This window comes from Bradyrhizobium australiense (assembly GCF_013114825.1).
In the GTDB taxonomy this organism is placed as follows: Bacteria; Pseudomonadota; Alphaproteobacteria; order Rhizobiales; family Xanthobacteraceae; genus Bradyrhizobium; species Bradyrhizobium australiense.
In genome coordinates, this window is sequence record NZ_JAAVLX010000009.1 from 105,871 (window position 1) to 128,374 (window position 22,504).

General features: G+C 62.9%; 22 protein-coding genes and 1 pseudogene. 12 read left to right on the forward strand and 11 right to left on the reverse strand.

The window, feature by feature from the left end; all coding sequences use genetic code 11:
* Positions 1 to 4 precede the first annotated feature (4 nt).
* The 4 genes from HCN58_RS26365 to HCN58_RS26380 all read left to right on the forward strand — a co-directional run bounded on the left by HCN58_RS26365 (position 5) and on the right by HCN58_RS26380 (position 4,159).
* Positions 5 to 1,105, forward strand: a complete 1,101-nt coding sequence (locus HCN58_RS26365; protein WP_171582285.1) for an ABC transporter ATP-binding protein — start codon at positions 5 to 7, stop codon at positions 1,103 to 1,105.
* A gap of 30 nt (positions 1,106 to 1,135) precedes the next feature.
* Positions 1,136 to 2,125, forward strand: a complete 990-nt coding sequence (locus tag HCN58_RS26370) for a hydroxyacid dehydrogenase (RefSeq protein ID WP_171582286.1) — start codon at positions 1,136 to 1,138, stop codon at positions 2,123 to 2,125.
* A gap of 66 nt (positions 2,126 to 2,191) precedes the next feature.
* Positions 2,192 to 3,616, forward strand: a complete 1,425-nt coding sequence (locus HCN58_RS26375; protein WP_171582287.1) for an amidase — start codon at positions 2,192 to 2,194, stop codon at positions 3,614 to 3,616.
* Between the two features lie 117 nt (positions 3,617 to 3,733).
* Positions 3,734 to 4,159: a hypothetical protein gene (locus HCN58_RS26380; RefSeq protein WP_171582288.1), complete on the forward strand. Its 426-nt coding sequence runs from the start codon at positions 3,734 to 3,736 to the stop codon at positions 4,157 to 4,159.
* Between the two features lie 12 nt (positions 4,160 to 4,171).
* Here HCN58_RS26380 and HCN58_RS26385 read toward each other — a convergent pair.
* Positions 4,172 to 4,650: pseudogene (locus HCN58_RS26385) on the reverse strand (DUF1993 domain-containing protein).
* A gap of 129 nt (positions 4,651 to 4,779) precedes the next feature.
* On the opposite strand from HCN58_RS26385, the gene HCN58_RS26390 reads away from it, so the two are divergent.
* The 3 genes from HCN58_RS26390 to HCN58_RS26400 all read left to right on the forward strand — a co-directional run bounded on the left by HCN58_RS26390 (position 4,780) and on the right by HCN58_RS26400 (position 7,091).
* A complete protein-coding gene (locus tag HCN58_RS26390) occupies positions 4,780 to 5,556 on the forward strand; it encodes a transporter substrate-binding domain-containing protein (protein ID WP_171582289.1) in 777 nt (258 codons plus the stop codon).
* Between the two features lie 195 nt (positions 5,557 to 5,751).
* The gene (locus HCN58_RS26395; protein WP_171582486.1) at positions 5,752 to 6,594 is read left to right on the forward strand and encodes a DUF2147 domain-containing protein; all 843 of its coding nucleotides are present in this window, start codon (positions 5,752 to 5,754) and stop codon (positions 6,592 to 6,594) included.
* Between the two features lie 143 nt (positions 6,595 to 6,737).
* Positions 6,738 to 7,091 carry a hypothetical protein gene (locus HCN58_RS26400; protein ID WP_171582290.1) on the forward strand — a complete coding sequence of 118 codons (354 nt, stop codon included), beginning with the start codon at positions 6,738 to 6,740 and terminating at the stop codon, positions 7,089 to 7,091.
* 12 nt (positions 7,092 to 7,103) lie between these two features.
* Here the strand turns inward: HCN58_RS26400 and HCN58_RS26405 are convergent, their stop codons facing one another.
* Together HCN58_RS26405 and HCN58_RS26410 are read right to left on the reverse strand one after the other, a co-directional pair.
* Positions 7,104 to 7,508: a (R)-mandelonitrile lyase gene (locus tag HCN58_RS26405; protein WP_171582291.1), complete on the reverse strand. Its 405-nt coding sequence runs from the start codon at positions 7,506 to 7,508 to the stop codon at positions 7,104 to 7,106.
* Between the two features lie 23 nt (positions 7,509 to 7,531).
* Positions 7,532 to 8,230: a ribonuclease activity regulator RraA gene (locus tag HCN58_RS26410; RefSeq protein WP_028346033.1), complete on the reverse strand. Its 699-nt coding sequence runs from the start codon at positions 8,228 to 8,230 to the stop codon at positions 7,532 to 7,534.
* Positions 8,231 to 8,456: 226 nt separating this feature from the next.
* On the opposite strand from HCN58_RS26410, the gene pxpB reads away from it, so the two are divergent.
* The 3 genes from pxpB to HCN58_RS26425 are packed head-to-tail and all read left to right on the forward strand — an operon-like array spanning position 8,457 to position 11,044.
* Positions 8,457 to 9,188, forward strand: coding sequence for a 5-oxoprolinase subunit PxpB (pxpB, locus tag HCN58_RS26415; protein WP_171582292.1), 732 nt, complete (start codon positions 8,457 to 8,459; stop codon positions 9,186 to 9,188).
* Positions 9,185 to 10,240 carry a 5-oxoprolinase subunit C family protein gene (locus HCN58_RS26420; protein WP_171582293.1) on the forward strand — a complete coding sequence of 352 codons (1,056 nt, stop codon included), beginning with the start codon at positions 9,185 to 9,187 and terminating at the stop codon, positions 10,238 to 10,240. The genes pxpB and HCN58_RS26420 overlap by 4 nt, the downstream gene beginning before the upstream one ends.
* Positions 10,241 to 10,273: 33 nt before the next feature.
* Positions 10,274 to 11,044 (forward strand): LamB/YcsF family protein, encoded by a 771-nt coding sequence (locus HCN58_RS26425; RefSeq protein ID WP_171582294.1) that lies wholly within the window; start codon positions 10,274 to 10,276, stop codon positions 11,042 to 11,044.
* 104 nt (positions 11,045 to 11,148) lie between these two features.
* Here HCN58_RS26425 and HCN58_RS26430 read toward each other — a convergent pair whose 3' ends face one another.
* The 5 genes from HCN58_RS26430 to HCN58_RS26450 all read right to left on the reverse strand — a co-directional run bounded on the left by HCN58_RS26430 (position 11,149) and on the right by HCN58_RS26450 (position 16,963).
* Positions 11,149 to 11,301 carry a hypothetical protein gene (locus tag HCN58_RS26430; protein WP_171582295.1) on the reverse strand — a complete coding sequence of 51 codons (153 nt, stop codon included), beginning with the start codon at positions 11,299 to 11,301 and terminating at the stop codon, positions 11,149 to 11,151.
* A 178-nt stretch (positions 11,302 to 11,479) separates the two neighbouring features.
* Positions 11,480 to 13,081 carry a sulfite reductase subunit alpha gene (locus tag HCN58_RS26435; RefSeq protein ID WP_171582296.1) on the reverse strand — a complete coding sequence of 534 codons (1,602 nt, stop codon included), beginning with the start codon at positions 13,079 to 13,081 and terminating at the stop codon, positions 11,480 to 11,482.
* Positions 13,078 to 14,859 carry a NirA family protein gene (locus tag HCN58_RS26440; protein WP_171582297.1) on the reverse strand — a complete coding sequence of 594 codons (1,782 nt, stop codon included), beginning with the start codon at positions 14,857 to 14,859 and terminating at the stop codon, positions 13,078 to 13,080. Before HCN58_RS26440 ends, HCN58_RS26435 begins: the two co-directional genes overlap by 4 nt.
* Before the next feature lie 338 nt (positions 14,860 to 15,197).
* Positions 15,198 to 16,376, reverse strand: a complete 1,179-nt coding sequence (locus tag HCN58_RS26445) for a CmpA/NrtA family ABC transporter substrate-binding protein (protein ID WP_171582298.1) — start codon at positions 16,374 to 16,376, stop codon at positions 15,198 to 15,200.
* A complete protein-coding gene (locus HCN58_RS26450; RefSeq protein ID WP_028346026.1) occupies positions 16,373 to 16,963 on the reverse strand; it encodes an ANTAR domain-containing response regulator in 591 nt (196 codons plus the stop codon). Before HCN58_RS26450 ends, HCN58_RS26445 begins: the two co-directional genes overlap by 4 nt.
* Positions 16,964 to 17,076: 113 nt before the next feature.
* Between HCN58_RS26450 and rimO the strand changes: the two genes are divergently transcribed.
* Together rimO and HCN58_RS26460 are read left to right on the forward strand one after the other, a co-directional pair.
* Positions 17,077 to 18,402: a 30S ribosomal protein S12 methylthiotransferase RimO gene (rimO, locus tag HCN58_RS26455; RefSeq protein WP_171582299.1), complete on the forward strand. Its 1,326-nt coding sequence runs from the start codon at positions 17,077 to 17,079 to the stop codon at positions 18,400 to 18,402.
* Between the two features lie 242 nt (positions 18,403 to 18,644).
* Positions 18,645 to 19,841, forward strand: a complete 1,197-nt coding sequence (locus tag HCN58_RS26460; RefSeq protein ID WP_171582300.1) for an acetylornithine transaminase — start codon at positions 18,645 to 18,647, stop codon at positions 19,839 to 19,841.
* A gap of 98 nt (positions 19,842 to 19,939) precedes the next feature.
* On the opposite strand, the gene HCN58_RS26465 is transcribed toward HCN58_RS26460, so the two are convergent.
* The 3 genes from HCN58_RS26465 to pcsA form a co-directional block, all read right to left on the reverse strand.
* Positions 19,940 to 20,914 (reverse strand): quinone oxidoreductase family protein, encoded by a 975-nt coding sequence (locus tag HCN58_RS26465; RefSeq protein WP_171582301.1) that lies wholly within the window; start codon positions 20,912 to 20,914, stop codon positions 19,940 to 19,942.
* A 93-nt stretch (positions 20,915 to 21,007) separates the two neighbouring features.
* Complete coding sequence (locus HCN58_RS26470; protein WP_171582302.1) at positions 21,008 to 21,733, reverse strand: TerC family protein; 726 nt, start codon at positions 21,731 to 21,733, stop codon at positions 21,008 to 21,010.
* Entirely contained in the window at positions 21,730 to 22,464 is a 735-nt protein-coding gene (gene pcsA / locus HCN58_RS26475) for a phosphatidylcholine synthase (RefSeq protein ID WP_171582303.1), read from the reverse strand. Before pcsA ends, HCN58_RS26470 begins: the two co-directional genes overlap by 4 nt.
* Between the last annotated feature and the right edge of the window lie 40 nt (positions 22,465 to 22,504).

The window sequence follows — 22,504 nt, forward strand, 5'->3', positions numbered from 1 at the left end:
TCTCATGGCTGACGTGACGTTGCGTAAGGTTATTAAGCGCTATGACGAGGTCGAGGCGGTGCGCGGCATCGATCTCGATATCGCCGACCATGAGTTTGTCGTGCTGGTGGGGCCGTCGGGCTGCGGCAAGTCGACCACGCTGCGGATGATCGCCGGCCTGGAAGATATCTCCGACGGCGACATCATGATCGGAGGCGACGTCGTTAACGACGTACCGCCAAAGGATCGCGATATCGCGATGGTGTTCCAGAACTACGCGCTCTATCCGCACATGACGGTTGCGGAGAACATGTCATTCGGCCTGCGCTTGAAGCGCTATCCGAAGGCCGAGATCAAGAGCCGGGTCGACGAGGCCGCGCGCATGCTCGACATCGTCGAACTCGTCGACCGCAAACCGAAGCAATTATCCGGCGGCCAGCGCCAGCGCGTCGCGATGGGCCGCGCCATCGTGCGTAACCCGAAGGTGTTTCTGTTCGACGAGCCGCTGTCCAACCTCGACGCCAAGCTCCGCGTACAGATGCGGATCGAGATCAAGAAGGTGCACCAGAAGGTCCGCACCACGACGGTCTACGTGACCCACGATCAGGTCGAGGCGATGACGCTGGCCGACCGCGTGGTGGTGATGAACCATGGCCGGATCGAGCAGATCGGCACGCCGAACGAGCTCTATCACAAGCCGGCAACGAAATTCGTCGCCAGCTTCATCGGCTCGCCAGCTATGAATTTCATCCCATGCCGGCTGGAGGATCTCGCCGGCAAGTTGCACGTCCGGTTGACCGACCGCACCACCTTCCCGCTGCCGCCGGCCCGCGCCGCCCGCTATCAGGGCGTGCCGCGCAGCGATAAACTGCTGCTGGGGCTGCGGCCAGAGCATATTACCGAGGCCCGGCCGCATCTTGCACCCGGCGTGGAGGCTTTCGACGCGGTGCTCGACGTCACCGAGCCGATGGGAATGGAGACGCTGATCTACTTTACGCTGGAAGGCTCGCAGGTCTGCGGCCGGGTCAATCCCAATGCCGGCGCGCAGGATGGCGCGCCCCTTCGATTGGCTGTGGACCTCAACAATATGCACCTGCTAAACGAGGTGACCGGCGTCGTCCTTTGACGGCGCAATTGTGAGACCCAAGGGCAGGAAATGGCTACCAACAAGAAGAAAATCTTCATTACGGAATCGATGTCACAGCAGGGAAGAGCGCTACTTCACGCGCGAGACGACATCGAACTTGTCGAATTTCCCAACATGATTCCGCAGAAGGATTTCGAAGCCAAGTTGAAGGAACATGCGCCGGTACACGGCGTCGCCCTCGGCGGCACCCGCTTCGGCGAGCCCGAGCTGGAAGCCTCGAAAGACATGCTGGTGGTGACGCGGATAGGCGTCGGGTTCGACGCCGTCGATGTTCCCGCGCTGAGCCGCCGCAAGGTGCCGCTGATGGTGGCCGGCACCGCCAATTCGCCATCGGTTGCCGAACACGCGCTGTTCATGATGCTGACGCTCGCCAAGCGTGCAACGGAAATGCATTCGCTGGTCAGGGACGACAAATGGGCTGATAGGCTCGGGATGTTGCCGTATGACCTTTTCGGCAAGACGGTCCTGATCGTAGGTTTCGGGCGCATTGGCACTCGCACCGCCAGACGCTGCCTCGCGATGGAAATGAACGTCCTGGTTTTCGACCCCTATAAGCCCGCCGCCGACATCAAGGCCGCCGGCTGCGAACCGGTCGCCGATCTCAACGCGGCGCTGCCGCGCGCCGACTTCGTCAGCATCCATTGCCCCAAGAATCTGGAGACCGTCGGCATGTTCAATGCCGACAGGCTGAAGCGGATGAAGCCGACCGCTTATCTCATCAACACGGCGCGCGGCGGAATTGTCGACGAGGCCGCGCTGCATGCCGCGCTGGTGTCCGGCAAGCTTGCCGGCGCCGGCCTCGACGTCTTCGAGCAGGAGCCGCCGCCGGCCGGTCAGGCGCTGCTCGCCCTGCCGAACGTTATCATGGCGCCGCATGTCGCGGGTGTCACGGTGGAAGCCGTGGACCGGATGAGCGAGCAGACCGCCCGCAACATTCTGAGCGTATTGGACGGCGTTCCCTTGCGCCAGAACGTGATCAATCAGGACGTGCTCGGCTAAATCGTCCGCAACAAATGGCCCCAGGCGTGGCCGGTCTATCGGCCGGCCGGCAAGCGAGGTGTGTGCATGGCCTTCAAGGAGTACGGCGATTACGACGCGGTCGGCCTTGCCGAGCTGGTTCGGAAGAAAGAGGTCTCGGCCACGGAATTGCTCTATGAGGCCATCGCCCGCACCACGAAGGTCGATCCGCAGATCAACGCCATCGTCGTCAAGCATTACGACTATGCCGAGCGTCAGATCGAGCGCGGCCTACCCGACGGCCCTTTTACCGGCGTACCGTTCCTCCTGAAAGATCTCGACCTCCTGGAAGGTACGCGCACGACCTCAGGCGCCACGGTCCTGCAAGATTTCGTGGCTGACCACACCGGGACGCTCGCGCAGCGTTTCCTCGATGCCGGCGTAACGATCTTCGGCAAGAGCTCGAGTCCCGAATTCGGCCTGATGCCGACGACGGAGTCGCGCCTGTTTGGGCCGACCCGCAATCCCTGGAATCTGGAGCATTCTTCCGGCGGATCATCCGGCGGCGCGGGGGCGGCCGTTGCAGCCCGCATCGTCCCCGTCGCGCATGCCAGCGATGGCGGCGGCTCGATCCGCATCCCCGCCTCCGCCTCCGGCGTATTCGGCCTAAAGCCGACCCGAGCACGCAATCCGCTCGGCCCCGATCGCGGCGAAGGCTGGGGCGGATTCGCCTGCGGCCATGTCGTGAGCATCAGCGTGCGCGACAGCGCGGTGATGCTGGACGCGATTCACGGTCCCGAGTCGTCGAGCCCCTACGTCGCGCCGCCGCCGGAACGGCCGTTTTCGCAGGAAGTCGGCCGCGACCCCGGCAAGCTTCGTGTTTCCTTCACCGATAAATCGCCATATGGCGACGCCATCGATCCGGAAATCGCGGCCGCCGTGCGTGAAATCGCAAGCCTTCTGGCGGGGCTCGGTCATCACGTCGAGGAACGGGCGCCGGCGCTTGCTGCCGATCCGGCCGCAGTGATGGCCACCATCGTCGGCGGCAATACCGCGCTGACCGTGCGGCTGATCGAGCAGCGGCTCGGGCGAGAGATGACGCAGAATGATCTCGAGATATTGACACTGGCGCATTCGCGCAACGCGAAGAGGACCTCTGCGACCGACTATGTCGCCGCCCAGCTCGCCGCCTTCCAGATTTCGCGCTCGCTGGCTAGCTTCTTCGAGAGCTGCGACGTCTTCCTCTGCCCGACGTTATGCGCGCCGCCGCTGCGCATCGGCGAACTCAATACGATGTCAAACGATCTGTCGCACATTGCCCCAATCCTGCGCCGCTACATGCCCGGCACGTCCATGTTCAACATGTCCGGCCAGCCCGCGATGTCGGTACCGCTGGCCTGGAATAAGGCCGGATTGCCGCTCGGCATGATGTTCTCGGCCAAGTATGGCGACGAGGCGTCCCTGTTCCGGCTGGCCGGCCAGCTCGAACAGGTCCAGCCCTGGAAGAACAGAACACCTCCAATCTGCGCTTAGCTGCGCCCCAAAAAAGCCACGGATTGACAAAGCCCAGCTTTATTCGGAAGCAAGGAAAGGGCCTTGGGCGGCAACGGATAATGATTCCGCAAACGGGCTCGATCCGGAGGCTGAACCGTGACCCAAAGCGACCCGACCGACAACGCCCTAGCGACCATCGCCAGTATTCTTGACCCGCCGGACGCCCGTCGCGCACCCGAAAAGACCGCGGTCGCGGAGCACGCGCCGGTGGTCCCTCCGCCCATCCCCGTGTCTCCTCCGCCCATCGAGGCTCATGGCTACTGCAAGTTCGGACCCGGCCCAATGACCGCGATCCGTTTCAAATGGACGGTCCGCCTCGACAACGGCGACTACTATGTCGACGAGACCATTGGAGAGAATTCCGCGCCGATCGTCACCGGGCCGATGTCGCGGGAAGCTGCGATCCAGATGGTCGACGATCGCGAAAGCGGCGCGCGCCGGCGCTTCGAGCAATTGAAGAGCGAGATGACCAGGGACAGCGCCACCGTCAATCTGGCCCGCAAGGACAGCGGCGAGGCGTAACTTTGTTAATGGCTATCTCTGTGGCCCCAGGAAATCCTTCTTGACCAGATCGACACCGGCATGGCGCAGGACGTCGTAGGCTGTCGTGACATGAAAAAAGAACTGCGGAACACTGAACGTCAACAGCAACGATTTCCGGTGAATTTCCGCTGCGTCCCGTTCTTGAAAGTAAAAGCGACTTCCTTGTCGGCCGCAGCTTCGATCTCGGCCCGCGGCAAATCTTGCACGAATTCGATCGCCTCGGATATCTGAGACTTGAGCTCGGAAACGTCGGGCTCGGCGTCCGAAAATCCGTGAGGCACCCGGCCGGCCAGCAACGCGCAGCCAACGACCGCGTGCCGATCGGCCTCTGCTATCTGCTGCTTCAGGCTGCACATGGTGGGTGAGAGCCGCATGTTCAGAAGGACTGCGGGATCGATGTTTTGGGCTTCGGCATGCGCCGAGGCCTTGTCGAGAAGTCCGGACAGATTTCTGAGATACGGCACGAACATGCCGACGGAAGACTCATAGAGCGAGATGGTCACGATTTCAATTTCTCCGGGTGGCACCGCGCGGATATCTGGTTTAAATCGGCGCGATCGATTCAGAGTGTCATTTAATTTGTCGGCGGAGAAGACCTGATGCTTCGAGTGTTCGTTAGCCTCGCAATCGCTGTCCTATGGACCGTTGTCGCCCACGCTCAGCCGGCGAATTCCCGCCTCGACGAAGTCATCAAGCGCGGCACGCTGCGGGTCGGCATGACCGGCGATTATCTGCCGTTCACCAATTTCGACAAGGCCACGTCCAAATTCCGCGGGTTCGACGTCGACATGGCGGAAGCGCTGGGCAAGGCGCTGGGCGTCAAGATCGAGTTCGTTCAAACGGCGTGGCCGCAGCTCATGAAGGATTTCGAATCCGACAATTTCGATATCGCGATGGGCGGCGTCTCGATCACGCTCGACCGGCAGAAGAAGGGACTATTCTCGACCCCGATCATGCGCGAGGGCAAGACGCCGATCGCCCGCTGCGCCGACCAGGGCAAGTATGAGACCATCACCGATATCGACAAGCCGGGCACGCGCGTCATCGTCAATCCCGGCGGCACCAATGAACGCTTCACCAAAGCGAACATCAAGAACGCCGAGATCAAGATGTGGAACGACAACGTCACGATTTTCGACGAGATCGCCAAGGGCAATGCCGACCTGATGATGACGGACGCTTCGGAAACCCGCTACCAGCAGAAGCAGCACGCCGGCGTGCTCTGCGCGGTGCATCCGGACAAGCCGTTCGACTTTGCCGAGAAGGCCTATTGGCTGCAGCGCGATATCGCGCTGAAAGCATTTGTCGATCAGTGGCTGCACATGGCTATCCAGGACGGAAGCTTCAGGAAAATTTATTCCGCTTGGTTCGATTGATTCTCGGCTTGGAGAAGTCTGTTATCCGAGGAAATTGACCGTCCATTGGGCGCAATTTAGACTGCCGCGGTCGAATTGAACCAAAGCCGCTAGTACACGACTTATAGTTTGAAAGTGATCTGGATCACGTTGAGTGAAGCTGCCGCTGCGTAGTAGCTGCGGAAATCCGGATTCCCTGTTCAGGAGGTCGTCATGATGAAGAAGTGCTTCGCTATCGCCGCGCTATTGCTCGCGAGCACCGTCACCGCTGCGCAGGCGCAGTACACTTTCGAATATGGCGGCCGCACCATCACGATCGATCCCGATCGCGGCACTGTTTCCATCCCCGGCGTCTACGACAACACCGGCAAGAAGACCAAACGCGCGCGCGGCGAGGAAGGCGATCTTGACCGTCCGGCCAGGAAAGCCCCGCAGCAGGCGAAGACCGCCCCGCAGGCCGTACCCGAGACGACGCCACCGCCGGCCGCGCCGGCACCGACTGAGCAAGCGGCTGCGCCAGCGCCTGCCGCCCCCGCTCCGGCCGCTCCCGCCGCAGTAATGGCAACGCCGTCGAGCACGACGGCAGCCGTTGCGCCGGCAGACGCCGCCGCGCCTGCGGCAGCACCCCCTGCTCCCCCCGTGCAACAGAACGCCGCTCCGGCAGTAGCGCCAGCACCTGCCCCCGTTGCCCCGCCAGCACCACCGCCGCCGCAACAACAGAAACAGGCCGCGGCTCCGGCAGCTTCGGCGGCGCAGCCTGCGAACTCACCGTTTGGCGTTTGGCTGACGGAGGAGAAGGAAGGCAAGGTGCGGATCGAACCGTGCGGCCCCAATCTCTGCGGCTACTCCGTCGACAAGAAGTCGAACCAGAACGGCGAGCAGGTCCTGATCAACATGAAGCCCGGTAAGGACAAGTGGAGCGGCCGGATTTTCGATCCGAATACCGGCAGCACCTACGATTCGACGATCGCGCTGAAGGGCACCGACAGCCTGCGCGTTCAGGGCTGCGCGTTCGGCGGCATGTTCTGCGGCGGCCAGACCTGGACCCGCGTCAACTGACCCGCAGGCATGGCTCGCGCATTCGACCGAAGCCCCGCCGCTGCGCGGGGCTTTTTCTTGGAATCTTGACGCGTGATGGCAATCACAGTCGTCATGGAGCTGCTGTGAGATCGTGATCGTGTCGAAACCAAAAGGGGCACGTCATGGTAAAGTCTCGGAAATCCGTCGCAGCCGCTTTGCTGCTTCCTGCACTGGGCCTTGCGGCACCATCCGCGGCCGCGACATTCGACGGTGACTGGAGTGTGCAGATCGCCTCGTCGAATGCTGCCTGCAGCAGCGGCGCTTCGGTCTCGATCGGCATCAACAACGGCCAAGTCGCCTCCCACAACACGGCTGTAACGGCGTCCGGCCGCGTAGCCGAAGCCGGTGCCATCCGCGTAACGCTTGCGAGCGGCATGAAGCGGGCGGTCGGCTCCGGGGTTCTCACGGGCACGTCAGGATCGGGCACATGGCGCGCGGCGCTCTGCTCGGGCACCTGGACCGCGCAGCGGATGTGAAGCGGCAGGTACTCAGCCGACTTTCGCGGAATATTCCGCGTCCGTCACATGCTCCATCCAGGTGACGTAGCTTCCGTCGAGCGCTTCCTGCATGGCAATGTGGGTCATGCTGTTGGTCGGCGAAGCGCCGTGCCAGTGCTTCTCGCCCGGCGGAATCCACACGACATCGCCGGGGCGGATTTCCCTGATGGGGCCGCCCTTGGCCTGCACCCGGCCAACGCCTGAGATCACGTACAACGTCTGGCCCAGCGGATGCGTATGCCATGCGGTGCGCGCGCCGGGCTCGAAGGAGACGCGCGTCGAGACCAGCCGTGCCGGCTGCTCGGTTGCGATGATGGGATCCTGCAGCACGGTGCCGGTGAAGTAGTCCGGCGGCGCCCGGCGCGTCGGCCGGGAGCCAGCGAAATGGATTTCCATGGAGTTGCCTTTGCTTGTTGATGTCATTTCTTCGTCGCGGCGTAGCGCGCCTTGGTCTCGGCGTTCATCGGATAGAGTCCGGGCAATGCCGCGCCGTTATTCACCTCGTTGACGATCCAGGCTTCCATCCGCTCCTGTTCCGGCCCTTCAGCCAGCACGTGATCGAGCAGCGCCTGCGGGATCAGCACGGCGCCGTCCTGGTCGGCGACGACGATGTCATTCGGGAATACCGCGACCCCGCCGCAGCCGATCGGCTCACCCCAGCCGACGAAGGTCAGCCCAGCCACCGAAGGCGGCGCGGCAAAGCCATCGCACCAGACCGGGAGATTGGTGCCGAGCACGCCTTCGACGTCGCGCACCACGCCATCGGTGATCAGCGCGGCAACGCCGCGCTTGACCATGCGCGCGCAGAGGATGTCGCCGAAAATGCCGGCATCGGAGACACCCATGGCGTCCACCACGGCGATGCAGCCCTTCGGCATCGCTTCGATCGCAGTGCGGGTCGAAATCGGCGACGACCAGGATTCCGGGGTAGCGAGATCTTCGCGCGCGGGCACGAAGCGCAGCGTAAAGGCCGGTCCGACCAGCCGCGGCTGCCCCGGCCGCAGCGGCTTGGTGCCGCGCATCCAGACGTTTCGCAGGCCCTTCTTGAGCAGCACGGTGGTGATGGTGGCGGTCGACACGCCGGACAGGGTCGCGATGGCTTCGGGTGACAGGGACATCTGGAATGTAGGCTCCGGAGGATGGATGAAAGGTAGCGCATCTTGCGGGGTGCGGGCATCGCGTCAAGAGCTCGTAGAAAAAAGCGCGATCACAACATCTTATCATCGGAATGCAGATTAATTTATTGAACTTACTGGGTGATTTCGCGCGAAGCGAATTCCACTCACGCCCAAAACACGCTACAGCTTGTGCCTAGCACGAGAGCTGCGAGACAGTTTAGAGGTCATGGCCGCAACGCTATCCCCGCCCCGCCTGTTGCCGAGTGGCGACAGCGCCGTCACGGTGGAATTCAGCCGCAATATCGACGACGCCGCCAACCGGCGGGTGCTGGCGCTCGACCGCGCTCTGGCTGCTGAGCCCATCCCAGGCGTCACCGAGGCTGTGCCGACGTATCGGTCGCTGCTGGTCCATTACGACCCCGTGCAGATCGATTTCGACAAGCTCAGCGAAAAAATTCTCGCGCTCGCAAAACGACCGGTGCCGCCAACGACGAAGGTCCGGCGCTGGCGCATTCCGGTGGTCTATGGCGGCGAGCACGGCATCGACCTGGAGGACGTCGCCCAAACCCTCAACACGACGCCGGACGAGATTGTGGCGCGGCATGTTGCCGGCGACTACCGGGTCGCGATGATCGGCTTTACGCCGGGCTGGTCCTATCTCAGCGGGCTTGCGGATAGCCTGCACATGCCGCGGCGGCAGAACCCGCGCTTGCTGACGCCGGCCGGCACTATCTCGATCGGTGGCGTACAGACGGGTGTGCAGTGCCTCGCGGGCCCGAGCGGCTGGCACCTTCTGGGACGGACGGCGGTCCGCACCTACCAGCTCCATCGCGAGCCGATCTTCCTGCTGGAGCCGGGCGACAACGTCACCTTCACGTCCGTCGATGCCAAGACCTTTGCGGAACAGGATCGCGCCGCCGAAGCCGGTGAATTCATTGCCGAGCAGATCGCTTTATGACCAAGCTCGTCATCGCGTCGATCGGCCCGGCAAGTTCGGTACAGGACGGTGGACGTCCCGGCGCCCAGCGCTACGGCTTGGTGCCGAGCGGCGCGATGGATCGGCTGGCGTTGGCGGCCGCCAACACGCTGGTCGGCAATGAGCCGTTCACGGCGGCGGTCGAGGTCGGTCCGTTCGGAGCCAAGTTCACCGCGCGCGGCGGCGCGGTGCGCGTCGCGCTGACGGGAACTCCGCGCAATGCCGATATCGCAGGCCGCGCCGTGGCACCAGATACTTCCGCAAGGCTGGCCGATGGCGAGACGTTGACGCTCGGCTTTGCCCGCGGCGGCTCGTTCAGCTATCTCGCGATCGAAGGCGGCGTTATCGGCGAGCCGATGTTCGGTAGCCTCGCCGTCAACGCGCGCGCCGGCCTCGGCAGCCCCTATCCACGCCCGCTGCAGGCCGGCGACGAACTGCCGACGAAGGCCGCAAGCGGCGCGCCAGAGCGGCGGATCGAGCTGCCCGCGGCAGGCGACGCGCCAATCCGCGTGGTCTGGGGTCCGCAGGATGACGAATTCGCCGACGAGACTAAAAAGCTGTTTGTCGACAGCGAATGGAAGATATCGGCAACCAGTGACCGGATGGGCTATCGGCTCGAGGGGCCCATCCTCAAGCACCTCCACGGCCACAACATCGTTTCCGACGGTACCGTGAACGGCAGCCTGCAGGTGCCCGGCAACGGCCAGCCGATCGTGCTGATGCCGGATCGCGGCACCAGCGGCGGCTATCCGAAGATCGCAACCGTGATCTCGGCCGACCTCGGCCGCTTGGCACAGATCCCAGCCGGCCGCGGCTTTCGCTTCAGGGCCGTCAGCATGGCCGAAGCGCAGGCGGAAGCGCGGAAATTCGCGGAACTGCTGCGCACCCTGCCCGAGCGGCTGCGAGCAATCGAAAGCGTTGATCTCAACGTCGACGCGCTGCACGATGCCAATGTCGCGGGGCACGCCGTCAGCGCGGTCGATGCCGGAACCTGGCACGCAGTATCTCTGGCCGACATAGCGGGCCCGGACTGACTACCATCCACTCACGAGAAGCGGACGGACAACATGACAACCATCGACCTCAATTGCGATCTCGGCGAAGGATTTGGCGCGTGGGAAATGGGCAATGACGCCGCGATGATCGAGCTTGCGACGTCGGTGAATGTCGCCTGTGGCTTTCATGCAGGCGATCCCGACATCATGCGCCGCACGGTCGAACTGGCGAAAGCGCGCGGCGTCTCTGTCGGCGCGCATCCCGGCTATCACGACCTGCACGGCTTCGGCCGGCGGCCGGTCCCGGGCTTGAAGTCTTCGGAGATTGAGAACCTCGTCGCCTACCAGATCGGGGCGCTGCAGGCGATTGCAACCGCGGCCGGTTACAAGGTCAGCCACGTCAAGGCGCATGGCGCGCTCTCCAATGTCGCCTGCGAGGACGACATGACCGCGAAGGCCATCGCGAACGGTATCAAGGCGGTCGATCCCAATCTGATCTTCGTGGTGCTCGCCAATTCCAAGCTGGTAGAGGCCGGCGAATCCGCCAACCTGCCGATGGTCCACGAGGTGTTTGCCGACCGTGCCTATGAAGACAATGGCTCGCTGGTGTCGCGCAAGAAACCGGGCGCTGTGCTGCACGATGCCAAACAAATCGCCGACCGCGTCGTGCGAATGGTGCAGGATGGCGCGGTCGTCTCCGTCACCGGCAAGGTGATCAAGATGCGCACCGACACTGTATGCATTCACGGCGATACGCCAGGCGCAGTCGACATTGCGCGAGGCGTGCGTCAGGCATTGAAGGATGCGGGCATTACGGTCGCGCCGTTCAAGACGGCGGGTTGATATCAGAACCGTAGGGTGGGCAAAGCGAAGCGTGTCCGCCATCGCGAGCGGAGTGCTGATGGTGGGCACGGCGCAAACGCGCCTTTGCCCACCTTACAAGAAGCTCAGAACGGGTGGACCGACAACGTACCGAAGACAATAGCGGCAATGAGCGCGAACGCGCTGTAGAGCGCGGCGGTATGAAAGCCGGTGCCGGAACGGCGGGACACCGAGCGTGCGTAAAGGTGCAGGCGGGTTTCCGCCGATAGTTCGCGCATGATCGATCTCCAACGCGGCATGGATTGCATATGGAATATCGATCGCGCAGGGATGCAAGATATCCGCAAAAATAGTGATACGGACGCTCCGCCGCACTCCATTTCGAGGGAAAATTCCCCTCCGCCCGACCAGGGCGAGAATTTTATTCGGGCCGATTTGAGTGAGCTGGAACCCGAATTAGTAAACGTCCTGCTGGAACCGGCCGTTCTTCTTCAGTTCCCCGACGAAGCTGACGGCCTCGTCAGTGGTTCGGGCGCCGAATTGGGCGATGATGTCTACCAGTGCGCGCTCGACGTCCTTGGCCATCCGCTTGGCATCGCCGCAGATGTAGACATGGGCGCCTTCGGCTAGCCACGTCCATACCTCGCGGCCAACCTCGCGCATGCGGTCCTGCACGTAGAACTTCTTCTCGCCATCTCGCGACCACGCCAGCGACAATCGCGTCAAGAGGCCCGACGTCTTCATCGCGTTGAGTTCGTCGGCATAGAAGAAATCGCAATCGCTGCGCTGATGGCCGAAGAACAGCCAGTTCTTGCCGGGCGCGCCGGTGGCGCGGCGATCTAGCAGGAAGGCGCGGAACGGCGCGATACCCGTGCCGGGCCCGACCATAATGATCGCCGTTTTGGGATCCTGCGGCAGGGCGAAGCCATGGGCCTTCTGCACATAGACCTTCACCTCGTCGCCGGGATTGATGCGCTCGGCAAGAAACGTCGAGGCCAGCCCCAGACGTCGACGTTTGTTGACCAGATAGCGCACGCAATCCACCGTCAGCGATAGCCTTCCGGGCGTGGCGTTGTGCGACGATGAGATCGAATAAAGCCGCGGCTGCAACGGCTCCAGCGCCTCGACGAAGGCCTCAGGATGCGGGCGGACGCGGGAGAACTTCTGCAACACCGCCATGACGTCGAGCGTTGGCGCGTCGCCATCGGGATCCTCGCCCTGTGCCAGCGCACGGGCTTTTTCACGCAACGCGCCGCCGGTCAGATACGAGATCAGTTCGAACAGGGAATCCGGCGCCGGCGACAGCGAGACGTCGTCGCGCAATACTTCGCGCAGCGTCTTTCCCCTTACCTCCGTGGTATGGGAGGCGCCCAGGAGCGCGATGATCTGGTCGACCAGACCGACGTCGTTGCGCGCAAAGATGCCGAACGAATCGCCCACGACATAGTCGAGACCGCATCCGGAGAGATCGAATTCGATATGCCAGGTCTCTTTTTCGGAGCCCTTGCCGTTGAGCAGTCGCCGCGACAGGAATTTTGCGTCCGCGGGATTGTCGCGCGAGCGGCCAGGTTCGCCTGCCGCTGTCGTTGCAACCGCAGCCGTCGCTGCCGCAGGCACCGGTGACGGTGCGGATGCCTTGTCGATCTCCTCATAGAGCGACTTCAGCATCCGCGCGGTTTCCTTGCCGCCGGGGACGCAGAGGTTGAGCCGCGCTTCGCTCCTGTTCGCAATCGCCTCCGAATAGTTGTGGCAGTCGTAGCCGCACTGGCCGCAATCCTGCTGCGCCATCGCCGCCATCATGCGCCGCCGCAACGGCCGGCCTTCGGCCAGCTTCATGCGTTCGGCAATCGGCATGGTCTGGTCGTGCCACGGCGCTTCGCCGTCATCGCCGTCGCCGGCTGAGCCCTGCATAACGGCCGCGCCTTGTTCCGCGGACAACGGCGTCGCATCGGACAGAAGTCCGGCAAAGAACCCGTTCAGCCAGGAGCGCTGCGCTTCGGAAAACGGCGCGTTTGAGGGAATGATCTCGATCTTGGGTGGAGGCGTGATCTGGTTCATGAGGACACCTCAGCATCCGCAAGCTTGCGCAGCGTCTCGCCGTCATGGCGGCGCGCAAATGTCAGGAACGTCTCATCGGGCGATACGCGATGCGTGAGATAGGCCTTCAGCAGTTTCTCGACTGTCCTCGGCGCATCCTCGGCCTTGAGGTCGCGATAGACCTCCTGCCCGATATCGGCGTCGGGACCAAAGCCGCCGCCGGTGAAGAGATGATAGCCCTCGACGGGATCGACATCTTCGCCAAGATCCACTTTCGCCGCGATCAAGCCGATATCGCTGATGTAGTGCTGCGCGCAGGAATGATGGCAGCCGGTGACATGGATGTTGAGGGGCGTCTCGATGTTGACGCGCGGCTCGCACCAGTCGCCGATTTCGGCGGCATGACGTTTGGTGTTCGACGCCGCAAATCGGCAGCCGGTATTTCCGGTGCAGGCGATCAGCCCGGCCCGAATTTGCGACGCCTCGACCGCAAGCCCGATCGCCTTGATCGCGGCGACCGCGAGCTCGACGCTTTCGTCGCGCACGCCGGGGATCAGCAGGTTCTGCCACACCGTCAGCCGGATATCGCCGTCACCAAGATCCTGCGCTATTTTGGCTAGCCCCCGCATCTGCTCGCAGGTGACCTTGCCGAGCGGCAGTGACACGCCGATCCAGTTCAGCCCGACCTGTTTCTGCCTGTGCACGCCGATATGCGCCGTGCGGTCCGAGGCCGGCCGCGGCGCAAGCGCCTCCGGCGACACGCGGGTGAAGGGCTTGCCGAGCCGCTCTTCGACGAGCTTAAGGAACTTGTCGTGGCCCATCCCGTCGAGCACATATTTCAGCCGCGCCTTGTTGCGATTAGCGCGGTCGCCGAGATCGATGAAGATGCGCACGATGGCATCGGCGACCTTGGTGGCATCAGGCGGCTTGACGATGATGTCGGTGTATTTTGCAAAATCCTTGTGACCAGTGACGCCGCCGATCCCCAGCCGAAACCAGACGCCGGGTTCGGCGCCAAAACCGCCCTTCACCTCGACCGCCGTGAATGCGATGTCGTTGGTGTCTTCCAGTACGGCGATCTTGCCGGCACCGTCGAAGGCAACGTTGAACTTGCGCGGCAGACCGTACAGCGAGCGATCGTTGAGGATGTGATAATGCCACTCGCGGGCATAGTCGCGGGTATCGATCAGCTCCTGCGGGTCGATCCCAGCCGTCGGCGTGCCCGTGACGTTGCGAATGTTGTCCGCGCCGGTGCCGCGCGAGCAGAGGCCGAGATCCTGAATGCCCTCGATCAGGACCACCGCATTGTTGGGCGGAATTTCCCGCACCTGCAGATTAGCCCGCGTGGTGACGTGGCAGAATGGTCCGCACAGCCGCTCGGCAAGATCAGCCAGCCCCGCGAACTGCCAGTGCTTCAGGATGCCGTTCGGGATCCTTAAGCGGCACATGTAGGAATCCTGCGCCGGCGCCACGTAGAACAGGCCGTAATAGCGCCAGCGGAAATTATCCGCAGGGTTCGGCGACGCGTTGTCGAGTGCCTGCTGCTTCAGCCGCGGATAGGCATCGAACGGATGCTCCTCGCGCTTGAACTTTTCCGGGTCGGCGAGCTTCTTGCCGGAGGCGATTACCTTGTCCTGCGCCTTGATGTGCGCGGCATCCGGCCCGGTCGGTTCGGCATTCGCTTTGCCGGCATTACCGAGGCCGCGCCCGGCGCGGCTGATCTGCAAGCCGGTGGTAAAGCCCTCGAGATAGCGCTTCTGCTCGTCGGTAAAGTCGACTGGGATCGGTTCGATTTTCATGCGCGACGAAACTCCTGCGGCCACGATCCGTGGCGTCAACGAATGGGGTGGACCGCCTGGGAAGTCGGCTCGGCGATGGCGCCGCGCTCAGATTCCGGTATTCGGTCCGTCCAGCTTCGTTGCTGCGGAAATCCATCATGGACGTAGGTCAGCAGGCATCTGCGACGAGCCGACTGCACTGCACCATACAAGTTGCGTGCCAGATGGAGTCGCGACGAATATCTTGAGATTTCAATATGTTCGGAAGAGGAACTTGAAACTATGAAGCGAACTTCATAGTTGATTCCTGAGCAGCTTGCCTAAAAATTATACGGCTCGGACAATTGCCTAATATTGCTTCAATCGATCGGCTTATGGCTTCCATGCCCGATCTTGAAAGCCGCCAGATGCCCGGCGATGTCCCCCGGGTCGAACGCGGGACCGGCAAAGGCGCCGATGGCACCCGGCGTGTCGGGGGCTGCCCCCGGACCTCCCATGGCGGCGTCGTAGAGCTCGGGCCTGAAGACCGCCATCGCGGTTCGCAGCGCATCCGGCCGCATCTCTGTCTGTCGCCAGCGCACCATCTGAGCGTAGAGCCAGGCGGCCTGCGCTGGATCGGGCCGGCCTGCCCCTTCGCGCCCGACCAAAAGATAACGGCCGCTCTCGCGCCGCTGGCCGGCGGGTGAAATCTTCAGTCGGCCGTCGAGGGTGCGCTGGATCACCTCGGCACCGACGCCGAGCCGTTCGGGCCGCGCCAGGACATGGGCGGCCTCGGCGCGGTTTCCGGGATCTTCGATGTATTCGGCGGCGTGGGCAGCCGCCCGGATCAGGGCAGCCAGTACGCTCGGATTCTTTTCCGACCAGCTTTGCCTGACGGCGAGAACCTTTTCCGCCGCGCGCACCAGGATATCAGAGACGAAATGCAGGATGTGACCGACGCCGAGATCGACCGCAACCGAGTTCCAGGGCGCCCCGACGCAGAACGCATCGACATGGCCACTGGCAAGGCTGTCCACCATATAGGGCGGCGGCAGCACCACCAGGCGCACATCCTCGTCGGGATCGACCCCACCCGCCGCCATCCAGAACCGGAGCTGGTAATTATGGGTGGAGAACGGGAATGTCATGCCGAACGTCAGCGGTTCTGCGCCGCTCTGGCGCCGCTTCGCAACCACGCGGGCAAGCGCCAGTGCAGTGGCCATGGGATCGACGACCTCGCCCTCGATCTCACTCATGATCGCGACATGCAGCGCCGGCGACACCGTGATTGCATTGCCATTGAGGCCCAGATTGAACGGCGCCACGATCGGCACCTTGACGTGGCCTAAGCCCAGGCTTGAGGCGATCGCTACCGGCGCCAGCAGATGCGCCGCATCGAACAGGCCGATATTGAGCTTATCGCGGACGTTGGACCACGACACTTCGCGCACCAGCGTGACGTCGAGCCCTTCGGCGGCCGCAAAGCCCTTGTCGACGGCGATGATCAGCGCGGCCGCGTCGACCAGCGGAATGAAGCCGATATGCAGCGGTGTGGTCATTTCAGCAACTCCGACGCGGTCAGGATCGACTGCGCGATCTCGCCGATCTTCTTTTTCTCGCGCATCGCGGTAGAGCGCATCAGCACATAGGCCTCCTCTTCGGTGAGACCCTTCACCTTCATCAGGATTCCCTTGGCGCGGTCGATCACCTTGCGCTCCTCGAGCGCCGACTTGGTACGATCGAGCTCATCCTGCAGCTTGGAGAAGGCGTTGAAGCGGGAAATGCAGAGGTCGAGGATCGGCTTGATCCGCTCCTTCTTCAGGCCGTCCACGATGTAGGCGGAGACGCCGGCATCGACGGAGGCCTGGATTGAAGCCGCATCGCTCTGGTCGACGAACATCGCAATCGGCCGCCGCACCGCGCGGCTGACCTGGAACATCTGTTCCAGCACGTCGCGGCTGGGATTTTCCAGATCGATCAGGATGACGTCGGGATCAAGCGCATAGATCCGCGCCAGCAGGCTCTGCATTTCGCTGATATGTACGACACCGGTAAAGCCCGCCTCCCGCAACCCCTCTTCCAGGATTGCGGCCCGGATCGGGCTCTCGTCGACAATGACGATTTTCGGCGACGACTCAGCGCTCATCGATCAACTCATACCCTGGCCGGGCATCCATAGCACGTCAGAAGCCGGCGCAAAGCCTTGTAATTATGGACAATTGGGACTAGTTCGTGCACATCAATCAGGCAGATCTAGATATGCAACAGGCCGCTGCGCCCAAAGTCAGCTTTGTTTCGCTTGGGTGCCCCAAGGCGCTGGTGGATTCCGAGCGCATTATCACCCGGCTGCGCGCCGAAGGCTATGAGCTGGCCCGCAAGCACGACGGCGCCGACATCGTGATCGTCAACACCTGTGGCTTCCTCGACAGCGCCAAGCAGGAATCGCTTGGCGCCATCGGCGAAGCGATGGCCGAGAACGGCAAGGTCATCGTTACCGGCTGCATGGGCGCGGAACCCGAGCAGATCGAGGCGGCCTATCCGGGCGTGCTCTCGATATCAGGCCCGCAGCAGTATGAGAGCGTGCTGGAGGCGGTGCACCGGGCCTTGCCGCCGGTCCATAATCCGCACCTCGATCTGGTGCCGCCGCAGGGCGTCAAGCTGACGCCGCGGCACTACGCTTACTTGAAGATTTCCGAAGGCTGCAACAACCGCTGCAGTTTTTGCATCATCCCAAAACTGCGCGGCGACCTGGTGTCGCGTCCGGCCAACGACGTGCTGCGCGAGGCGGAGAGGCTCGTCGCAGCCGGCGTCAAGGAATTGCTTGTTATCTCGCAGGACACGTCGGCCTACGGCGTCGACGTGAAGTACGCGGAAAGTCCGTGGAAGGATCGCCAGGTCCGCGCCAAATTCTTCGACCTCGCCAAGGAACTCGGCGAACTCGGCGCCTGGGTGCGGCTGCAATATGTCTACCCTTACCCGCATGTCGACGAAGTCATCGGCCTGATGACCGAGGGCAAGATCCTGCCCTATCTCGACATCCCCTTTCAGCATGCAAGCCCGGAAGTCCTCAAAGCCATGAAGCGTCCCGCCGCGCAGGAAAAGACGCTGGCGCGGATCAAGAAGTGGCGCGAGGAATGCCCTGAGCTCACGCTGCGCTCGACCTTCATCGTCGGCTTTCCCGGCGAAACGGATTCCGACTTCGCCTATCTGCTCGACTGGCTCGAAGAGGCCGAGATCGATCGTCTCGGCTGCTTCAAATACGAGCCGGTCGCGGGCGCAAGCTCGAATGCGATCGGCAATGCGGTGCCTGACGAGGTCAAGCAGGAGCGCTGGAATGCGCTGATGACCCGGCAGCAGAAAATCTCCGCACGGCGTCTGAAGCGCAAGGTCGGCACCAGGCGGCAGATCATCGTCGACGAGGTCGGGCCGACGGTCGCAAAGGGCCGCTCAAAGGCCGACGCGCCGCAGATCGACGGCGCGGTCTATCTTTCCAGCCGCCGCCCGCTGAAGGTCGGCGAGATTGTCACCGCGAAGATCGAACGGTCCGATCAATACGACCTGCACGGCAGCGTCGCGGGGTTCTGAACACCCGACGCTGCTTGACATGGCGCACCGTTCGGCTGTATGGGCCGTCGCCATGAAACTGAACCGGACCAACCGCCGCGCCTGCCTGCGTCGCCGCTCCAGCGACGATGATGGGTTGCGCCGTGTCCGACGACGACGCTGATTAGCTAGTTTCAGCCAAGTTTTCGAGAAGGCCGCACCCTCAAACGTGCGGCCTTCTTGCGTTTCGGCCTGCCCCTTCCCCAAACCCTGAGGAGATCGACATGACCCAAGCCGCCCATCCGTTCGAGGCGCTGATGAACATCACCGCCCGCCCGCAGGCCGTGTTTGTCCGCGGCGAAGGCGCGTATCTCTGGGATGACGCCGGCAAGCGCTATCTCGATTTCATGCAGGGTTGGGCCGTCAACTGCCTCGGCCATTCGCCGCCGGTCGTCGCTGACGCGCTTGCGGCGCAGGCAAAACTGCTGTTGACGCCAAGCCCCGCCTTCTACAACGGTCCCAGCCTGAAGCTCGCGCAAGCACTTCGCGAGAAGAGCTGCTTCGATCAGGTCTTCTTTGCGAATTCCGGCGCGGAGGCCAATGAAGGCGCCATCAAGCTGGCGCGGAAGTACGGCGCGAAATTCAAGAACGGTGCATTCGAAATCATCACGTTCGAAGGCGGATTTCACGGCCGCACGCTTGCAACGATGTCCGCATCGGGCAAGAAGGCGTTCGAGCCGCTGTTCGAGCCGAAAGTATCGGGCTTCCGCAAGGCCAAGCTCAACGATCTCGATTCAGTGAAGGCGCTGATCTCCGACAACACGGTCGCCGTGATGCTGGAGCCGATCCAGGGCGAAGCCGGCGTCTGGCCGGCAACCGATCAATTCCTGAAGCAGTTGCGCGCGCTGACGAAAGAGCACGGTCTGCTGCTGATCGTCGACGAGATCCAGACCGGCATGGGCCGGACCGGAAAGCTATTCCATTACGAACACGCCGGCATCGAGCCCGACATCATGACGCTCGGCAAGGGCATCGGCGGCGGCGTGCCGCTCGCCGCCCTGCTCGCTACCGAACATGCCTCCTGCTTCGAACACGGCGACCAGGGCGGCACGTTCAACGGCAATCCGTTGATGTGCGCCGCTGGCCTTGCCGTGCTTGAGGAGGTTTCGAAGCCGCAATTCCTGAAGACGGCTGCGGACGCCGGGCTGTTCCTGGAAAGCGAACTGCAAAAACTGTCCGCACGGCACGGTCTTGGCGAAGTTCGCGGCCGCGGGCTGTTGCTGGCACTCGACCTGAAGCTGCCGATCGGCGCCGCGATCGTAGCCGAGGCGCTTGCCGATGGTGTCCTCATCAACTCGCCGCAGCCCGATGCGCTCCGCTTTATGCCGGCGCTTAACGTCACGCGTGAGGAGATATCGCTAATGATCGATTGCCTTGATGCGATTTTGGTGAAGGCAGGTGCGGCGCGGCGGGTGGCGTAGTCGCGCTCACGTCATTCCGGGGCGATGCGCAGCATCGAACCCGGAATCTCGAGATTCCGGGTCTGGTGCTAACGCACCATCCCGGAATAACTGCGTCATCACGGCCGCAGGATCGCCGCCCCCGTGGTCGCCCGGCTCTCCAGCTCAGTATGCGCCTTCGCCGCGTCCTTCAGCGCGTAAGCATGATTGATCGGCACATGGAGCTTGCCGTTGATGACGGCGGCAAACAGCGTGTCGGCGCCTTCGAGCAGGTCCTTGCGGGTGCTGACATAGTCATTGAGCTTCGGCCGGGTGGCAAACAGCGAGCCGTGATTGTTGAGCTCGGCGAGCGGGAACGGCGGCACCGGACCGGAGGCGTTGCCAAAGCTGACGAACAGGCCGCGTGGCCGCAGGCACGACAGCGAGCCCGGAAAGGTGGTCTTGCCGACGCCGTCATAGACGACGTCGCAGAGCTCGTTGCGGCTGATCTGCTTGACCCGCGCCACGAAGTCCTCCTCGGTATAAAGGATGACGTGATCGCAGCCATTGGCGAGCGCGAGGTCGGCTTTGGCTTTGGAGCCGACGGTGCCAATCACATGCGCGCCGAGCGCCTTTGCCCATTGGCAGGCCAAGAGCCCGATGCCTCCCGCCGCGGCATGGATCAGCACGCGGTGGCCGGGCTCGACCTTGAAGGTCTTGTGCAGCAGGTACCAGACCGTCAGCCCCTTGAGCATCAAGACGGCGCCCTGCTCATAGGTGATGTGGTCGGGCAGCTTGACCAGCTTGTCGGCCGGAATCACCCGTTCGCTGGCGTAGCCGCCGAGCGTGAAATAATAGGCGACGCGATCGCCAGGATGAAAATTGGTGACGCCAGGCCCGACGGCCACAACCTCGCCGGCGGCTTCATTGCCAGCAATGAACGGCAGTCCCGGCGCCTTGTAGAGGCCGGTACGGAAATAGACGTCGATGAAGTTCAGCCCGACGGCATGCTGACGGATGCGAACCTCGCCCGGTCCAGGTGCCGGGACCTCGACGTCCTCATACACCAGGGCTTCCGGTCCCCCCACCTTGTGCACACGCACCGCCTTGGTCATGACAGTCTCTCCCTCGGTATTTGCTCAAGTGCCCGACTTGAGCGCGCAACGAAAGCCATCGACGCCGCCTTGTCAACTGATCGGCCAAACCGCCTATCTGGCGGCCCTCCTGCGATTGCGCCTGGCGAGCACATTGAACAGTTCGACGGAGGCCGCGAACAACATGGCAAAATAGATGTAGCCGCGCGGGATATGGAATTTGAATCCGTCCGCGACCAGCGCCACGCCGATCAGCACCAGAAATGCCAGCGCCAGCATCTTGGTAGTCGGATGATCGGCCACGAACCGTGCTACCGGACCTGATGAGACGTACATGATGATGATGGCGATCACGACGGCCGCAATCATGATCTCGATCTCCCGCACCATGCCGATCGCGGTGATGATCGAATCCAGCGAGAACACCATGTCGACAACGATGATCTGGATGATCACCCAGAAGAACGCGCTGGCTCTCGGCTCGGCATCGGGCTCGGCGTCCCGCGCCTCCACTTCACCGTGAATTTCGTGCGTCGCCTTGCCAATCAGGAACAAGCCGCCGCCGATCAGGATGATATCACGCCATGAAAACTCGACGTTTCGCACCGTGACAACAGGCTCCGTCAAGCCGATCAGCCACACCAGGACGCTCAGCAGGAGTATGCGGAACATCAGCGCCAGCAGCAAACCGATTTGGCGCGCCCGTCTCGCCTGGTCAGGCGGGATGCGCGAAACGATCACTGACAGAAAGATGACGTTGTCGATACCCAGCACGACTTCCAGTGCTGTCAGCGTCAGCAGCGCCGCCCAGGCTTCCGGGCTTGTCAACAATTCCATCATGCCCTGAACGACTTCATTCGCCGGATCACCGCGTCACTTCCCACCATATAGGCCGCAATGGCGCACAGCCCGGCTACGATCGGCGCGCCCACATTGAAATCACGCGCAAGCGTATACATTGCAAGCATAGCCCAGACGGCAAGCAGCCATAGGGTCAGCCAGCGCAGACGAACCACGCGGACCGGATGCAGCACATGAAACGGGGCGAATGTCAGCGCGATCAGGATGGCTATTCCGAGAGTGGACAGGGCCGGCGGCAGGTGCAGCAAGAACAAATAAAACGCCGCAGCGTTCCACAGCGCTGGAAAACCGCGGAAGTGATTGTCCGACGCCTTCATGCGCCGGTCCGCAAAATAGAGCGCGCCCGATACCACGATGCCGATGCCGAGCAGCGGCGCCGCCAGCGGCAGCAGCATCCCGCTCGCGGTGATGGCATAAGCCGGCACGAAGACATAGGTCACGAAATCAACGACGAGATCGAGTACCTCGCCCGACCAGTTCGGCTGCAACCGCACGACATCCAGTTTCCGTGCAAGCGGGCCGTCGATCGCGTCGACGATCAAGGCGACGCCAAGCCAGCCGAACATATTGGCCCAATGCTCGCGTACGGCCTCCAGCATCGCCAGCAGCGCGACGCCCGCGCCCAACGCCGTTAAGATGTGGACGGCGAATGCGGCGCTCCGCATTCGGCTGGTCGCCGGGACGGAATCTGGCTCGGTTGTCTGGTCCATTGCTCCGGCAGTGCTATCAGGAATCGCCCCGCTTTGCATA

Bases quoted from the DNA above. Each gene is read 5' to 3' on its own strand.
- HCN58_RS26365 (WP_171582285.1), top strand. From the start codon at position 5: ATGGCTGACGTGACGTTGCGTAAGGTTATTAAGCGCTATGACGAGGTC.
- HCN58_RS26370 (WP_171582286.1), top strand. From the start codon at position 1,136: ATGGCTACCAACAAGAAGAAAATCTTCATTACGGAATCGATGTCACAG.
- HCN58_RS26375 (WP_171582287.1), top strand. From the start codon at position 2,192: ATGGCCTTCAAGGAGTACGGCGATTACGACGCGGTCGGCCTTGCCGAG.
- HCN58_RS26390 (WP_171582289.1), top strand. From the start codon at position 4,780: ATGCTTCGAGTGTTCGTTAGCCTCGCAATCGCTGTCCTATGGACCGTT.
- HCN58_RS26395 (WP_171582486.1), top strand. From the start codon at position 5,752: ATGAAGAAGTGCTTCGCTATCGCCGCGCTATTGCTCGCGAGCACCGTC.
- HCN58_RS26400 (WP_171582290.1), top strand. From the start codon at position 6,738: ATGGTAAAGTCTCGGAAATCCGTCGCAGCCGCTTTGCTGCTTCCTGCA.
- HCN58_RS26405 (WP_171582291.1), bottom strand. From the start codon at position 7,508: ATGGAAATCCATTTCGCTGGCTCCCGGCCGACGCGCCGGGCGCCGCCG.
- HCN58_RS26410 (WP_028346033.1), bottom strand. From the start codon at position 8,230: ATGTCCCTGTCACCCGAAGCCATCGCGACCCTGTCCGGCGTGTCGACC.
- pxpB (WP_171582292.1), top strand. From the start codon at position 8,457: ATGGCCGCAACGCTATCCCCGCCCCGCCTGTTGCCGAGTGGCGACAGC.
- HCN58_RS26420 (WP_171582293.1), top strand. From the start codon at position 9,185: ATGACCAAGCTCGTCATCGCGTCGATCGGCCCGGCAAGTTCGGTACAG.
- HCN58_RS26425 (WP_171582294.1), top strand. From the start codon at position 10,274: ATGACAACCATCGACCTCAATTGCGATCTCGGCGAAGGATTTGGCGCG.
- HCN58_RS26430 (WP_171582295.1), bottom strand. From the start codon at position 11,301: ATGCGCGAACTATCGGCGGAAACCCGCCTGCACCTTTACGCACGCTCG.
- HCN58_RS26435 (WP_171582296.1), bottom strand. From the start codon at position 13,081: ATGAACCAGATCACGCCTCCACCCAAGATCGAGATCATTCCCTCAAAC.
- HCN58_RS26440 (WP_171582297.1), bottom strand. From the start codon at position 14,859: ATGAAAATCGAACCGATCCCAGTCGACTTTACCGACGAGCAGAAGCGC.
- HCN58_RS26445 (WP_171582298.1), bottom strand. From the start codon at position 16,376: ATGACCACACCGCTGCATATCGGCTTCATTCCGCTGGTCGACGCGGCC.
- HCN58_RS26450 (WP_028346026.1), bottom strand. From the start codon at position 16,963: ATGAGCGCTGAGTCGTCGCCGAAAATCGTCATTGTCGACGAGAGCCCG.
- rimO (WP_171582299.1), top strand. From the start codon at position 17,077: ATGCAACAGGCCGCTGCGCCCAAAGTCAGCTTTGTTTCGCTTGGGTGC.
- HCN58_RS26460 (WP_171582300.1), top strand. From the start codon at position 18,645: ATGACCCAAGCCGCCCATCCGTTCGAGGCGCTGATGAACATCACCGCC.
- HCN58_RS26465 (WP_171582301.1), bottom strand. From the start codon at position 20,914: ATGACCAAGGCGGTGCGTGTGCACAAGGTGGGGGGACCGGAAGCCCTG.
- HCN58_RS26470 (WP_171582302.1), bottom strand. From the start codon at position 21,733: ATGATGGAATTGTTGACAAGCCCGGAAGCCTGGGCGGCGCTGCTGACG.
- pcsA (WP_171582303.1), bottom strand. From the start codon at position 22,464: ATGGACCAGACAACCGAGCCAGATTCCGTCCCGGCGACCAGCCGAATG.